The 14,264-nt window shown below is 53.0% G+C and carries 13 protein-coding genes; 8 read left to right on the forward strand and 5 right to left on the reverse strand.

What is annotated here, in order from left to right:
• Nucleotides 1-223 precede the first annotated feature (223 nt).
• The 7 genes from J1785_RS11175 to J1785_RS11205 all read left to right on the forward strand — a co-directional run bounded on the left by J1785_RS11175 (nt 224) and on the right by J1785_RS11205 (nt 6,991).
• Nucleotides 224-652, forward strand: a complete 429-nt coding sequence (locus J1785_RS11175) for a DoxX family protein (protein ID WP_129954770.1) — start codon at nt 224-226, stop codon at nt 650-652.
• Between the two features lie 426 nt (nt 653-1,078).
• A complete protein-coding gene (gene lpxP / locus J1785_RS11180) occupies nt 1,079-1,996 on the forward strand; it encodes a kdo(2)-lipid IV(A) palmitoleoyltransferase (RefSeq protein ID WP_129991964.1) in 918 nt (305 codons plus the stop codon).
• 90 nt (nt 1,997-2,086) lie between these two features.
• The gene (locus tag J1785_RS11185; protein WP_129954772.1) at nt 2,087-2,272 is read left to right on the forward strand and encodes a hypothetical protein; all 186 of its coding nucleotides are present in this window, start codon (nt 2,087-2,089) and stop codon (nt 2,270-2,272) included.
• A 409-nt stretch (nt 2,273-2,681) separates the two neighbouring features.
• The gene (locus tag J1785_RS11190; RefSeq protein WP_129954773.1) at nt 2,682-3,707 is read left to right on the forward strand and encodes an amino acid ABC transporter substrate-binding protein; all 1,026 of its coding nucleotides are present in this window, start codon (nt 2,682-2,684) and stop codon (nt 3,705-3,707) included.
• A gap of 216 nt (nt 3,708-3,923) precedes the next feature.
• Nucleotides 3,924-5,102: an amino acid ABC transporter permease gene (locus J1785_RS11195; protein WP_129954774.1), complete on the forward strand. Its 1,179-nt coding sequence runs from the start codon at nt 3,924-3,926 to the stop codon at nt 5,100-5,102.
• Between the two features lie 9 nt (nt 5,103-5,111).
• Nucleotides 5,112-6,221 carry an amino acid ABC transporter permease gene (locus tag J1785_RS11200; RefSeq protein ID WP_370278360.1) on the forward strand — a complete coding sequence of 370 codons (1,110 nt, stop codon included), beginning with the start codon at nt 5,112-5,114 and terminating at the stop codon, nt 6,219-6,221.
• Between the two features lie 8 nt (nt 6,222-6,229).
• Nucleotides 6,230-6,991, forward strand: coding sequence for an amino acid ABC transporter ATP-binding protein (locus J1785_RS11205; protein WP_013577309.1), 762 nt, complete (start codon nt 6,230-6,232; stop codon nt 6,989-6,991).
• A gap of 598 nt (nt 6,992-7,589) precedes the next feature.
• On the opposite strand, the gene J1785_RS11210 is transcribed toward J1785_RS11205, so the two are convergent.
• Together J1785_RS11210 and J1785_RS11215 are read right to left on the reverse strand one after the other, a co-directional pair.
• A complete protein-coding gene (locus tag J1785_RS11210; RefSeq protein WP_129954775.1) occupies nt 7,590-8,279 on the reverse strand; it encodes an LrgB family protein in 690 nt (229 codons plus the stop codon).
• A complete protein-coding gene (locus J1785_RS11215) occupies nt 8,272-8,694 on the reverse strand; it encodes a CidA/LrgA family protein (RefSeq protein WP_129954776.1) in 423 nt (140 codons plus the stop codon). The genes J1785_RS11210 and J1785_RS11215 overlap by 8 nt, the downstream gene beginning before the upstream one ends.
• 142 nt (nt 8,695-8,836) lie before the next feature.
• Here J1785_RS11215 and J1785_RS11220 point away from each other — a divergent pair, with 142 nt between their 5' ends.
• Nucleotides 8,837-9,715 (forward strand): LysR family transcriptional regulator, encoded by an 879-nt coding sequence (locus J1785_RS11220; RefSeq protein ID WP_129954777.1) that lies wholly within the window; start codon nt 8,837-8,839, stop codon nt 9,713-9,715.
• 72 nt (nt 9,716-9,787) lie between these two features.
• Here J1785_RS11220 and J1785_RS11225 read toward each other — a convergent pair whose 3' ends face one another.
• The 3 genes from J1785_RS11225 to J1785_RS11235 all read right to left on the reverse strand — a co-directional run bounded on the left by J1785_RS11225 (nt 9,788) and on the right by J1785_RS11235 (nt 14,168).
• Nucleotides 9,788-11,437 carry a Na+/H+ antiporter gene (locus tag J1785_RS11225; RefSeq protein WP_129954778.1) on the reverse strand — a complete coding sequence of 550 codons (1,650 nt, stop codon included), beginning with the start codon at nt 11,435-11,437 and terminating at the stop codon, nt 9,788-9,790.
• A gap of 167 nt (nt 11,438-11,604) precedes the next feature.
• On the reverse strand, nt 11,605-12,972 hold the full coding sequence (locus tag J1785_RS11230) for an NCS2 family permease (RefSeq protein ID WP_129991961.1): 1,368 nt from the start codon (nt 12,970-12,972) through the stop codon (nt 11,605-11,607).
• Nucleotides 12,973-13,499: 527 nt separating this feature from the next.
• Nucleotides 13,500-14,168 (reverse strand): glutathione S-transferase family protein, encoded by a 669-nt coding sequence (locus J1785_RS11235; protein ID WP_129954780.1) that lies wholly within the window; start codon nt 14,166-14,168, stop codon nt 13,500-13,502.
• Nucleotides 14,169-14,264: the final 96 nt, after the last annotated feature.

A 14,264-nucleotide genomic window follows, 5' to 3' on the forward strand; every position in this document is an offset into this window, starting at 1 on the left:
TGTTAGAATACGGCATGAACTGATATTCATCAGCTCATGTCTTAAAAAGGCGCTTTTCCGTAAGGGGAGCGCCTTTTTGTTTTCTGCTTTATCGAAAAACCTTTAGTCCAAAATCTGCGCAAAACCTAATCCAGATCAACCCAAATGAGAATAATTATCCCCTGCATTCAGTGATTAAGAATTACTTTATAGAGACAATAAAATGTCTCCAGGAGTGATACTGATGAAGCAACTTTATCTCCGTTTTACCGCTGCACTGAACAAACCGGATCTGGCGATTTTGCTGTTGCGGATCACCTATGGCCTGCTGATTTTTCACGGCTGGCATAAGCTGCACGACGGACTGGGCGGCATTCAGGGCATGCTGGCAGGATATGGTATTCCGGCATTTGTCGCCTACGGCGTGATCATTGGTGAGGTGATCGCTCCTGTTATGATGATACTGGGGATTTTCACCCGCCTCGCGGCGCTCTCTGCGGCTGCGACCATGGTCGTCGCCTGGCTGATGGTCGGTGTCCACCACACCTTCGCGCTCTCTCCGGTCGGCGCATGGGCAATTGAAGATATCGTTTATTATTTCATGGCTGCTGTGGTGATCGCGCTGTATGGCAGTGGCCGATATTCTGTGATGAGTAATCCGTTATATCGCTGATACTCCCCTTTTCAGCATGCTTCGCCAAAGGAGCGTGCTGAAATATCCTGCGGGTGTAACTGCGACGTCTGAAGGAAAACTCCCTTCTTTCGGTAGCGTTTTCATTTTGTTGTGTAAACCCTTCCGTAAAGAAACAGTAAATAGTGCGTTTATCGGACGATTCCCCTCTGCGGTTAGATCACGCGGCATGTTATACTCGCCTCAAGAGTCGTATTCGCCCCGCTCAACGCCTACGGACAGCCCTTCAGCTTCGCGATCCCGCCTTTTAAAATTATGTCTTGATTAAGTAAAAGTGAGTCAATTTGTGTACTTTCGAAAACGTTTACACCTTGATGTTGTCCCACTCTTTAACAGACAATCCGTATCGCGACTGAGCAAACCCCTGACGCGTTACCCCCGGTTTTTTATGCATATGATTGGGCTTTTATGACATCTCCTCGTTTTCGCGCATCTTTTTTACGTCCACGTTACTGGCTGACCTGGTTTGGTCTTGGCGTTCTGTTCCTGCTGGTTCAACTCCCTTATCCGGTGTTAAATCGCCTCGGCATCTGGTTGGGCCGAACGTCCATGCGCTTCCTGAAACGCCGTGTATCAATAACGCGCCGTAACCTGCAATTGTGCTTCCCGGATCTCCCTTCTGATCAGGTCGAAGCGCGCATCATCAGCAACTTTGAATCCCTCGGCATGGGTCTGCTGGAAACCGGCATGGCCTGGTTCTGGTCGGACGCCCGTGTAAAACGCTGGTTTGATGTCAGCGGCCTGCATAACCTGAAAAAGGCGCAGGAAAATAAACAGGGTGTGCTGGTGATTGGCGTACACTTTATGTCGCTGGAATTAGGCGGCCGTGCGATGGGCTTATGTCAGCCGATGATGGCGATGTACCGACCGCACAACAATAAAGCGATGGAATTTGTGCAGACCTGGGGCCGTATGCGGTCTAACAAGGCGATGCTCGATCGCAAAGATTTACGCGGTATGGTTCACGCGCTGAAAAAAGGCGAAGCCGTCTGGTTTGCACCGGATCAGGATTACGGCCCGCGCGGCAGCGTATTTGCCCCTCTGTTTGCGGTCGATCAGGCCGCAACCACCAGCGGAACCTTTATGCTGGCACGTCTGGCAAAACCTGCGCTGGTGACTGTCGTGCTGGTACGTAAAGCTGGCGGTACCGGTTATGAACTGGTGATCCAGCCCCAATTACAGGATTACCCGCTCGATGATGAAATGGCAGCCGCCGCCTACATGAACCGGGTAATCGAAAAAGAAATTATGCGTGCACCCGATCAGTATCTCTGGCTGCACCGCCGCTTTAAAACCCGCCCGGCGGGTGCACCTTCGCTTTATTGATAAGCGCAAGAGTGGATAAACCCTCAGCCCGATGCCACCGCGTCGGGCTTTTTTCATTCATCGCATCCCATTAAGAGATCTGTAACTTTCATGGCTAAAAAAAACGACGCAACACCGTCTATCTTCGACCATCTCAAAGATGATGACAGCTTTGACCTCTGGGGACGTTCAGGCCTCAGCACCGCGCTCAATAAAGCCAAACCCAAAGCACCGGATAGCGACCAGATCGCGGCTGCACGCAAACTGATCACAGGCAGTAAAGATCAGGCCAAATAAGACGTCCCGTTTTTCTCCGCTGCACTGCCCCGGTTTTACACCCCGTCATGCCAATTTATCTCTCAGCTCATCCGAACTGAGAGATTTGCTCATGGTTTTGCCTCATTTTTTTCCAAATATGAGGGCATATTTCACTTCGCTGCAAACATCGCGATCTGCACTCCAATATTGAAATATTCCGCACTCATTTAAGGCAGTCACATTGACCACGCACTGAAAGAGAGCAATAAATTTTATACACCTCGTCAATGTTACTGTGCAATTCCTCTATGCAACTTGATTGATGGGGCATTTTTCATGTTGGCACTCCCTTTGCAAAGACAGGTGCAGAGGGCGTTGCCCCATAACAGACAGGGTGCTCCGGCACTCACACAATAATAATTTTCAGTTTTGTCTCACAGGACGCTTTATGAAAAAAATATTGCTCTCAACACTGATTGCCGCAGCAAGCTTCGTGACACTGGCTGGTCAGGCTCATGCAGGTACCACTCTGGATGCAGTAAAAAAGAAAGGCTTTATTCAGTGCGGTATTAGCGATGGCTTGCCAGGCTTCTCTTACGCTGACTCCAAAGGCAAATTTACCGGTATCGACGTTGATGTGTGCCGCGCGGTGGCTGCTGCGGTGTTTGGTGATTCTGAGAAAGTGAAATATACCCCGCTGACCGCGAAAGAGCGCTTCACCGCCCTGCAGTCTGGCGAAGTGGATATCCTGTCCCGTAATACCACCTGGACCTCTTCCCGCGATGCGGGCATGGGCATGATTTTCGCCGGCGTAAACTACTACGACGGTATCGGCTTCCTGACCCACCAGAAAGCGGGTCTGAAAAGCGCCAAAGAACTCGATGGCGCAACGGTCTGTCTGCAGGCCGGTACAGATACCGAGCTGAACGTGGCTGATTACTTCAAAGCCAACAAAATGACTTACACCCCGGTGACCTTTGACCGTTCAGATGAAAGCGCCAAAGCGCTGGACTCCGGTCGTTGTGACACCCTGGCTTCTGACCAGTCTCAGCTGTATGCACTGCGTATCAAACTGGGCAAACCGGATGATTTCATTGTGCTGCCGGAAGTTATCTCTAAAGAACCGCTGGGACCTGTTGTGCGCCGTGGTGATGAAGACTGGCTGGCGATCGTTCGCTGGTCACTGTTCGCGATGCTCAATGCTGAAGAAATGGGCGTGACTTCTCAGAACGTTGTTCAACTGGCGGCTAACCCGACGACACCTGATATGAGCAACCTGCTGGGCAAAACCGGGACTTACGGTGCTGACCTGAAAGTGCCTAACGACTGGGTCGTGAAAATCGTTAAGCAAGTGGGTAACTACGGCGAAAGCTTCGAGCGCAACGTCGGTCAGGGCAGCGAGTTGAAAATTAAACGTGGCCAGAACGCCCTCTGGAATAAAGGCGGCATCCAGTACGCACCCCCTGTCCGTTGATTTTATCCTTCGTACTTGACGTTGCAGCGGCGTTAACGGCATTCGGTCACCCGAATCACTGACCCGTGTCAGCTCATCGGGATTCCCTCCCTTGCCGCCTTGCTGCAACGCCAGTTACTTTGGATAAACAAAAGTTCAGTCTGATAAAGGAAGCTGATGGACCGGTCGTTCCCCGGTGCATCACTTCCACTGTTTTACCTGCAGGTCGAGGTTCTTATGTCGCAACGCCCAACCGGAAAAGTCTCGTTCTCGCTGGCAAACCCAGCCGTACGAGCCTGGATTTACCAAATTTTCGCGGTGGTGTTGCTGGTGGCCTGTCTGGGTTACCTGCTCCACAACACCATTACCAATCTGACAACACGAGGGATCACCTCGGGATTTGCGTTTCTTGAAAAAGGTGCCGGTTTCGGCATTGTTCAGCATCTGATTGACTATCAGGAAGGCGACACCTATGCGCGCGTATTTGTTATCGGTCTGCTGAATACCCTGCTGGTTTCTGCGTTGTGTATCGTTTTTGCCTCGATTCTCGGGTTCATTATCGGCTTAGGGCGCCTTTCCGATAACTGGCTGATTCGTAAAGTCTCGACGGTGTATATCGAAACGTTCCGCAACATTCCACCGCTGCTGCAAATCTTCTTCTGGTATTTCGCCGTACTGCGTAACCTGCCGGGGCCGCGTCAAAGCCTGAATGCTTTTGACCTGGCTTTTGTCAGTAACCGCGGTCTGTACCTGCCGTCACCGGAACTGGCACCGGGAAGTCTGGCGGGTTTTATCGCCGTGCTGCTGGCTATTTTTGGCATCATTGCACTGCAACGCTACAACCATTTCCGACAGATACACACCGGCCGGATCTGGCACATCTGGCCGTGGGCGATTGTCATGATCGTTGCATTTCCGGCGCTGGCACACCTGTTTTTCGGGCCTGCATTGCACTGGGACGAGCCTGCACTGCGCGGTTTCAACTTCCGTGGCGGCATGGTGTTGATCCCGGAACTGGCAGCGTTAACGCTGGCGTTATCGGTCTATACCTCAACCTTTATCGCCGAAGTAATCCGCTCCGGTATCCAGTCTGTTTCGCACGGCCAGCATGAGGCCGCCCGTTCGTTAGGTCTGCCGAATCCGGTCACCCTGCGTCAGGTCATTTTGCCGCAGGCGATGCGGGTGATTATTCCACCACTGACCAGTCAGTATCTGAACATCGTGAAAAACTCTTCTCTGGCGGCAGCAATTGGCTATCCGGATATGGTATCGCTGTTCGCCGGTACCGTGCTCAACCAGACCGGTCAGGCGATTGAAACCATTGCTATTACGATGTCAGTCTACCTGATCATCAGCCTGGTAATTTCCTTCCTGATGAACATTTACAACCGCCGTATCGCACTGGTCGAGCGTTAAGGGAATCCCATGACAATGACAACACTTCCTCCGGGAGTCAGAGCCGTGAAGCCCGGTACGCCACTTGGTATCGCCGTGCTCTGGGCGCGTAAAAATCTCTTCTCCAGCTGGTTTAACAGCCTGCTGACTTTGTTCTGTATATGGCTGATGTGGCTGGTGATCCCCCCGTTGTTGAACTGGGTGATTTTCCAGGCCAACTGGGTCGGCACCGCGCGCACTGACTGCACCAAAGCTGGCGCGTGCTGGGTCTTTGTCCATGCACGTTTCGGGCAATTCATGTACGGGCTGTATCCGTTCGATCAACGCTGGCGTATCAACGTCACACTGATCGTCGGTCTGCTGACTCTTGCGCCGATCTTCTTTAAAGCCATGCCCCGGCGCGGACGTTATATCGCGTGCTGGATGGTGCTCTTCCCGATTTTCACCTGGATCATGCTGTACGGCGGTTTCCTGGGGCTGAGTCGCGTCGAAACCCGCCAATGGGGCGGCCTGACGCTGACGCTGATCATTGCCGCAGTCGGTATTGCCGGTGCGTTACCGCTGGGCATTATGCTGGCGCTGGCACGGCGTTCAAGCCTGCCTGTCGTGCGCATTCTCTCAGTGATTTTCATCGAATTCTGGCGCGGCGTGCCGCTTATCACCGTGCTGTTTATGTCCTCGGTGATGCTGCCGCTGTTTATGACCGAAGGGACAAATATCGACAAACTGGTGCGTGCACTGGTGGGGGTTGTGTTGTTCCAGTCCGCGTACGTCGCGGAAGTGGTACGCGGCGGGTTACAGGCGCTGCCGAAAGGTCAGACCGAGGCCGCCGAGTCACTGGCGCTCGGCTACTGGAAAACGCAAGGCTTAGTCATTCTGCCGCAGGCGCTGAAAATGGTGATACCGGGTCTGGTCAATACCATTATCGCGCTGTTCAAGGACACCAGTCTGGTGATCATTATCGGCCTGTTCGACTTGTTTAGCAGCGTTCAGCAAGCCACCGTCGATCCCGAATGGCTCGGCATGTCGACCGAAGGCTATGTCTTCGCCGCCGCCGTCTACTGGATTTTCTGTTTTAGCATGTCGCGTTATAGCCAGCATTTGGAAAGACGCTTTCACACCGGACGTTCCGCACACTGAGGTAAACCATGAGCGACCATCAAGTCACTGAAAACCAAAATATGATGATCACGCTGGAAAACGTGAACAAGTGGTACGGACAGTTCCACGTATTGAAAGATATCAACCTGAGCGTGAAACCGCGTGAACGTATCGTGTTATGCGGCCCTTCCGGCTCCGGGAAGTCAACGACCATTCGTTGCATTAACCATCTGGAAGAGCACCAGCAAGGGCGCATCGTCGTGGACGGCACTGAACTGAACGATGACTTGCGCAATATCGAACGCGTACGCACCGAAGTCGGTATGGTATTTCAGCACTTCAACCTGTTCCCGCATCTGACCGTGTTGCAGAACTGTACCCTGGCGCCGTGCTGGGTGCGTAAGATGCCGAAGAAGGAAGCCGAAGAACTGGCGATGCATTACCTGAAACGTGTGCGCATCGCCGAACATGCGCATAAATTCCCCGGTCAGCTTTCCGGTGGTCAGCAGCAGCGCGTAGCCATCGCCCGTTCGCTGTGTATGAAGCCTAAAATCATGCTGTTTGATGAACCCACGTCTGCACTCGACCCTGAAATGGTGAAAGAGGTACTGGACACCATGATTACGCTGGCAGAAGAAGGCATGACTATGTTGTGCGTGACGCATGAAATGGGCTTTGCCAGAACCGTCGCCGACCGGGTGATCTTTATGGATCGCGGGGAGATCGTCGAACAGGCACCACCACTGGAGTTCTTCGCCAATCCGAAATCAGCGAGGACGCGGGAGTTCTTATCGCAGGTGATCCATTAAGCTGAGGCCGCAGCTTGACCGGCATATGAACGGAATGGTGAAGGTTTCGGTTTCTCAATAGCGGTGCTCGCTTAGCGGCTGCCGCCGAAACCGCCCAAAAGGGGAAAGTGCTTTTCCCCTTTTGGATTTCCCCTCGCTTTTTCAACACGCGCTATCGCTCGCTGGCTATGTTTCAGCCACCACAGTGACAGGCTGGAAATCTTGCCGCTGCGCGGTTCCTTCCCTCGGTCCTGGAGCCTCTGGTCTCCAGGCCGCTCCGTTCAGCAAGCTTTCTGAATCGCCCGCAGGCTTTTTTAAAGAAGATGGTGAGGTTGTGAGGTTAACGTTGAGGCCGGTTCCAAAATATCGCCGGACGAGAGGTGGAAAACCGCGCGGTAGTTTGCGCGGGTTGTAACCCGACGGGAGGGCACCGCGCAGCGGCAGGATTTTGCGGCTGTCGCTGCCGCACCTGAAACATGGCCAGCGAGCGAAGCACGCAGTTAAAAAGCGCGGAGTCCAGAGGCCCGCGTGTTACCGGGTCTCTGGTCGGTGTGGGCCGACGCCCACAACCTTGAATTTGAATTTGAACTTAAAGTTTCAGATCTTTTTCAAAAGATCATCACCACATCAGCCCCCCGATCACCGGCGCAATCACCACCGTGACAACCCCCGCCAGCATCATCACCAGGCTCGACACCACACCTTCTTCCGCACCCAGTTCATAAGCTCTCGCCGTGCCCGCACCGTGTGACGCCGCACCGAAACCGGCACCTTTTGCGAGGCCGCTTTTTACCGCCAGGCGCAGAAACAGCATATCGCCGACCGCCATACCAAAGACGCCCGTGATCACCACAAACAGCGCCACCAGATCCGGCTGGCCACCCATTTGTTTAGCGGCGGCCAGCGCAAAAGGCGTAGTGATGGAGCGTACCGCCAGGCTGCGCTGGATTTCTTCCGGCAGCGTCAGCATGCGTGCCAGCCAGACCGAACTGCTGACGGCAACCACTATCGCCGTCAGCACGCCTGCACTGAGTGACATCCAGTGACGACGGATCACTGCCATATTTTCGTAAACCGGCACCGCAAACGCGATGGTTGACGGCCCGAGCAACCACAGCAACCAGTGCGTTTCACCGATGTAATCCTGATACGACGTATGCGTCACCACCAGCAAAATCACCAGCACGATGGGTGTGAACACCAGCGGCATCAGGAGCAATGTGCGTTTCTGGCGGTACAGTTTTTTGTTGCCATAATACAGCCCGAGGGTGACCACGAAACACAACATGCTGATCAGTAAATCAGTCACGGTTTGCCTTCCTCGCCGCCAGACGTTGCTCCAGACGATACACTTTATCAACGACCACTGCGGTCGCCCCGAGCGTCAGCATCGTGCTGATACCAATCACCAGAAAGATTTTCCAGCCTTCGATCATCAGCAACTGGGCGTAATTCACCACAGCCACCACGGCCGGCACAAAGAACAACAGCATCTCTGCCAGCAGCCAGCGGGAACCGGCTTTCACCCATTTCACCGGTAAAATACGGAACATAATCAGCAGCAAAAGCATCAGCATCCCGACAATATTGGCAGGCAAAGGCAGATGGAGCGCAGTGACAAGGCGATCGGCTATAACGAATAACACCGCATACAGCACCACCTGAACAGGGATCTGGCAACGGGTCAGCAGGGACGGCGCTTTAGTGCGCAACGCCAACAACATGGGAATAACCTCGAAAGAGGAAAGAGTGAAAAAGAAGTATACGCTGGCAGGAAACCGGTAAAGAAATGAATTAAAATTATAAAAATGATTCCAGTTTGGAATACTTCGTGACTCGCCGATCTGACCGGGAAAATATCCGCCCATGGACGTTCGTACCTTACGCTATTTTGTCGAAGTGGTTCGCCAGCAGAGCTTTACCCGCGCAGCGGAAAAGTTATTTGTCACCCAGCCGACAATCAGCAAAATGCTGCGTCATCTGGAAGAAGAACTGGCATGCACGCTGATTGTCCGCGAAGGACGCCGCTTACGGCTGACCGACAGTGGTCAGGCGTTGTATCAGCGCGGCCTGAATATTCTTGAAGAGTTTCGCCAGCTGGAAGCAGAACTGGAAGACATTAACTCGCTGAAATCCGGTCATTTACGGCTGGGCATCCCCCCGATGGTCGGTACGCAAATTGCGCCGCTTATCGGCAGCTTTCGCCAGCAATATCCCGGCATCGAACTGATTATTTCCGAGTTTGGCGGCCTGACGGTGCAACAGGCGGTGATATCCGGCGAACTGGATCTGGCCCTCACCGCCCTGCCGGCGGACGCTGTGCCTTCTATTGCCTCTCTGCCGCTTTTCAGCCATCCGATGTGTGTGGTGATGCCCCGCACCCCGCACTGGCTGAACAGGACGCGTATGTCGATAAGCGAACTGGCTGAAGAAAGCATCCTGATTTATAACGAAGATTTTGCCCTGTACCGCCAGCTGATGGATGCCTTCGCCTCACACGGTTTTACGCCAAAAATTGCGGCACGCAGCGGGCAATGGGATTTCCTGGCAGCGATGGTACAAACCGGTATGGGTGTGGCGATTTTGCCGGAACCGGTCTGCCAGCGGCTGGATAAAAATGCGCTGATGTGGCTACCGCTGGATCCGCTGATGCCGTGGCAGCTCGGGCTTATCTGGCATCAGGGCAGTTATCTCTCGCACAGTGCGCAGGCCTGGATCACTCTGTGCAGGGATTACTGGAAATAGCGGGAAGTTAGTGGGAAATAAAAACCGCGTGAACGTTGCAGCACACGCGGTTCCTGATATTGCTTGTAACTTTTACACTTCTTTTTCGACTAACAATGCTTCGAGTAAGTCCAGATCATGCAGCAGTTTTTGCAGGGTCTCGTTACTGATTTTCTGCGTGGCGCGCAGATGATAAAGCTCACCACGTTCCGCACGCAGTGCAGTCAGACGGAAGCGGCGCTCCAGATTTTCCAGCTTCAGCGCGGTTTCCATATCATCACGGTTTGCCGTGCGTCGTCGTAACGTCCCGATCACCCGCGAACTGATCTCCTTCAGCGTCTGTTCATCAATATTTTCTTCGGTATCTGCCGCCAGACGTTCTTCCATTTTATGCAGGCTTTCGATCGCCACTTCTGCAGCGATCGATTTCGCCATGCGTTCTTCTTCACGGTAGGTCGTGCCGTCAGCCACCACCACACCTCTGAGCAGGAACGGCAAGGCAATCACGCCGGCAATCAGTGAGAAAAGAATGACGCCGGTCGCCAGAAAGACCAGTTGATAACGCGACGGGAACGCCGAACCATCAGCCAGGAATAACGGAATCGACAACACACCGGCCAGCGTAATGGCCCCTCGCACACCCGCAAAAGAGGCCACCCACAGCTCACGCGTGCTGTAGTTGCCAAACAGCAGCGGTTTCTTTTTCAGAAAACGGTTGCTGAAACTCTTCATTACCCACAGCCAGACGAAACGCAGGATCAGCAGCGCAAAATAGATAATCCCGACGTCGGCAAACAGATGCCATGTCACAATAGACGGGTCGTGTGTGGCCTGATCGATAGAGTTCTCAAGGATCCCCGGTAATTGCAGGCCCAGCATGATAAACACCATGCCGTTGAACACAAACTCAAGCATCGCCCACACGCTGTTCGCGCGCAGGCGCATCGCCAGTGGCGCGTTACGTATAATGCCGGACTGGCTGATGGTCATCCCCGCCGCCACTGCGGCCAGAATGCCCGACACACCGATATGTTCGGCAATCAGATACGAGGCGAACGGCAGCAGCAGCAGGAAGACAATTTGTGTCGCCGGATCATCACCGCTCCAGCGGCTCATGATGCGCAGCGATTTACTGTATAACCACGTCACCGCCACACCGGCCATCAGGCCGCCGATCGCCACTTTAAGAAATTCGACCGTTGCACCGCCGACGGTAAAAATCATCGTGCCCATCGCCACAGCAATAGCAAATTTCAGGGAGACCAGGCCGGATGCGTCATTCATCAGCGCCTCACCTTCCAGCACGCCCATGATCGACTTCGGAATACGCCCCTTACCGACAATCCCGCCCAACGCCACGGCATCGGTTGGTGAAAGCACGGCTGCCAGCGCGAACGCGGCCACCAGCGGGATATTCGGCACCATCATATAAATCAGATAGCCAATACCGACGACGGTGAGTAACACCAGCACCAGTGCCAGCCCGAGAATTTCGCGCCCGTGGTGGAGGAATTCGCGGGTCGGGGTTTTCCAGCCATCAGCAAACAGTAACGGCGGGATAAAAAGGACGAGAAACAGCTCAGGATCGAAATCCACATGCAAACCAAAATTTGGCCAGGCCAGCAAAGCACCGACAGCAATCTGCATTAACGGAAGAGGAACCTGAAACGGCAACATTCTGGTGACGACGCCGGAGAGCGACACCACCAGAATCAAAATCAGAATGGTAAAGAAGATTTCCATGCTTTCCTTAGACTCTTGTTTTTATAAATTTCAGCCAGACGCAGGTGAGTGAGTCCGGAGCGAACTAAGGAATAGTAGATCAAAAGGAGATGTGATTTAAATCAGTGCGTGCGGTTACATCAGAGAGGATTTGCTCCTCCCCCTGCGAAGAGAGAGGAGCAAACAGATCAGATCGCCCATCCGCCCGCATAAAACGCCACCAGCGCCACAGCGATAATCACCGTCCCAGCGTTAAGTTTACGCCATTCGCCGGAGAAAATACGGCCAATCACCAGTGCGCTGAAACCGAGCATAATGCCGGTGACAATGTTACAGGTCAGAACAATAAAGACCGCGCAAAGTAACCCTGACATCGCGTCAACAAAATCGCTGAAATCCAGTTTGGTGACGTTGCTGAGCATCAGCAGACCAACGTACATCAGCGCAGGTGCGGTGGCGTAAGCAGGAACCAGATAAGACAGCGGAGACAGGAACAACATCAGCAGGAATAGCACACCGACCACGGTGGCTGTCAGGCCGGTTTTACCGCCAGCCGCCGTGCCGGCTGCCGATTCGATATAAACCGCAGCCGGAGAAGCGCCAACCAGGGAAGCGAAAATACTGCTCACGGAGTCAGCCGTCAGGGCTTTGCCGCCGCTGATGATCTGCCCGTTTTCATCCAGTAGATTGGCCTGACCGGCGACCGCGCGAATGGTGCCGGTGGCATCAAACACCGCCGTCATCACCAGGGCCAGTACACTGGGTAATACCGCAGCTTTCAGCGCGCCCATGATATCCAGATCGAAAATCACCGATTTGCCGTCAGCGCCTGCCAGAGAAGGTATCGCAAACAAACCCTGATATTTCACGGCAGGATCGAAGATCAGGCCGATAATCGAAATCGCGATAATCACCAGCAAGATGCCACCCGGAACACGCAGTTTCTCCAGGCCAAAAATCACCGCCAGACCGAGTAATGTCATCACTACCGGGAAAGAGGTGAACGCGCCAAGTGCCACCGGTAAGCCGTCCAGCGGGTTTTTCACCACCAGGCCAACACCGTTGGCGGCGATCAGTAACAGGAATAAACCAATACCGATACCGGTGCCATGCGCAACGCCTGTTGGCAGATTGCGCAAAATCCACGAACGGATGCCCGTCACCGAGATAATAGTGAACAAGACGCCCATCAGAAATACCGCGCCGAGTGCCACCGGTACGCTGATATGCTGGCCCAAAACCAGACTAAAAGCGGTAAAGGCAGTCAGAGAAATGGCGCAACCAATCGCCAGCGGCAGGTTTGCCCACAGGCCCATCAGCAAGGAACCAAAACCGGCAACCAGACAGGTCGCAACAAATACTGCACTTGGCGAGAAGCCTGCTTTGCCGAGCATGGATGGCACGACAATGACCGAATATACCATCGCCAGGAAAGTCGTTAAGCCCGCTATCACTTCCTGACGGACATTACTGCCACGCGCACTCATTTTGAAAAAAGCATCAAGCGGGCTTTTTGGCGCAACGGCGCTGCCCGCCTGAGGTTGTTGACTCGACATGGAAAATCCTCTGAATGTCTTTACTGATTAGCCGGCGTGGTCATTATGAAACCGTTTCTGCACGTTCCTTTCCTTATTTGTCGTCCTGAATCGCCGGAAACAGCGTCAGTACGGCAAAGCAAACGTTTAACTCGCAGCGCGTATGGCGGGGACTCATTAAAAAAACGCCCCAAATAATTCATGTTGCAGGAAGGCGGCAAGGAAGGGAATCCCGATGAGCTTACTCAGGTAAGTGATTCGGGTGACCGACCGTAGCCAACACGTCTGCAACGTGAAGTATGAAGGGGAGGTACGCAAACGATTATCTCGCCTTTAACCGGCGCACATCAACTGTGAATGGCAATAATTTACCGTTGTCCGGTCAATAAAAACGCGATTGTGGTGGAAATTTATCCGGTGCCAAAAAAGGAAGAAAAAGAGGCGAAATAAATAGCAGGGTATTTATTGTGGTTTATTTTTATCAGGCGCTGATTGCGTACCCCATCACGCGCAATCAATGCCTGAATAATATAAAAGCGCGTAATGGATTAACGTAAAATATTAAATGGTCCGCCGTTTTCCAGCGCCTTCTGATAGGCCGGACGTGCAGTCACATTTGATAGCCAGGCATTCAGTTGCGGGTATTTCCCAAGTCCGGACCGGGCATTGATCGCTTCTATCGGGAAACTCATCTGAATATCTGCTGCGCTGAACTGATAACCGGCAAAATAAGGATGAGTTACCAGGTGCTGTTCAAGATAATCCAGATGAGTATGGATCTGTTTATCCAGATAATTTTTCTGCACGCCCTGCCCGATCGCGCCGGCAATCGGGCGGATCAGCCATGGCATTGGCGGTTGACCCAGACGGCTGAAAATCAGCTTCATGACCAGCAAAGGCATCAGCGATCCTTCAGCGTAGTGCATCCAGTAACGATATTGCTGACGCTCGGCAAACGCCGTGGGTTTCAGCGTGCCCGCATCGTCATACACCTCCTGCAGGTATTCAATAATGGCGCCGGATTCCGCGAGGATCAGTCCGTTATCTTCCAGTACGGGTGACTTGCCCAGAGGATGAATTTTTTTGAGTGATGCCGGTGCCAGCATGGATTTTTTATCCCGCTGATAACGTTTGATTTCGTAAGGAATGTCCAGTTCTTCGAGCATCCATAAGATTCGCTGCGAACGGGAATTATCCAAATGATGCACTGTTAACATAAATGTCTGTCGTCCTGTTTCATTTAATTATTTGTTAACTATAGACAACGCTTTCAAAACGCGTATCTGTTTCGTTTTAAAACCCTCCATTTCTTC

The sequence above is a fragment of the Rahnella perminowiae genome (assembly GCF_019049755.1).
In the GTDB taxonomy this organism is placed as follows: domain Bacteria; phylum Pseudomonadota; class Gammaproteobacteria; order Enterobacterales; family Enterobacteriaceae; genus Rahnella; species Rahnella perminowiae.

Excerpts from the sequence above, each read along its gene's own strand:
- J1785_RS11215 (WP_129954776.1), bottom strand. The coding sequence starts at position 8,694 with ATGTTGTTGGCGTTGCGCACTAAAGCGCCGTCCCTGCTGACCCGTTGC.
- J1785_RS11200 (WP_370278360.1), top strand. The coding sequence starts at position 5,112 with ATGACAATGACAACACTTCCTCCGGGAGTCAGAGCCGTGAAGCCCGGT.
- lpxP (WP_129991964.1), top strand. The coding sequence starts at position 1,079 with ATGACATCTCCTCGTTTTCGCGCATCTTTTTTACGTCCACGTTACTGG.
- J1785_RS11205 (WP_013577309.1), top strand. The coding sequence starts at position 6,230 with ATGAGCGACCATCAAGTCACTGAAAACCAAAATATGATGATCACGCTG.
- J1785_RS11195 (WP_129954774.1), top strand. The coding sequence starts at position 3,924 with ATGTCGCAACGCCCAACCGGAAAAGTCTCGTTCTCGCTGGCAAACCCA.
- J1785_RS11175 (WP_129954770.1), top strand. The coding sequence starts at position 224 with ATGAAGCAACTTTATCTCCGTTTTACCGCTGCACTGAACAAACCGGAT.
- J1785_RS11225 (WP_129954778.1), bottom strand. The coding sequence starts at position 11,437 with ATGGAAATCTTCTTTACCATTCTGATTTTGATTCTGGTGGTGTCGCTC.
- J1785_RS11220 (WP_129954777.1), top strand. The coding sequence starts at position 8,837 with ATGGACGTTCGTACCTTACGCTATTTTGTCGAAGTGGTTCGCCAGCAG.
- J1785_RS11230 (WP_129991961.1), bottom strand. The coding sequence starts at position 12,972 with ATGTCGAGTCAACAACCTCAGGCGGGCAGCGCCGTTGCGCCAAAAAGC.
- J1785_RS11235 (WP_129954780.1), bottom strand. The coding sequence starts at position 14,168 with ATGTTAACAGTGCATCATTTGGATAATTCCCGTTCGCAGCGAATCTTA.
- J1785_RS11185 (WP_129954772.1), top strand. The coding sequence starts at position 2,087 with ATGGCTAAAAAAAACGACGCAACACCGTCTATCTTCGACCATCTCAAA.
- J1785_RS11190 (WP_129954773.1), top strand. The coding sequence starts at position 2,682 with ATGAAAAAAATATTGCTCTCAACACTGATTGCCGCAGCAAGCTTCGTG.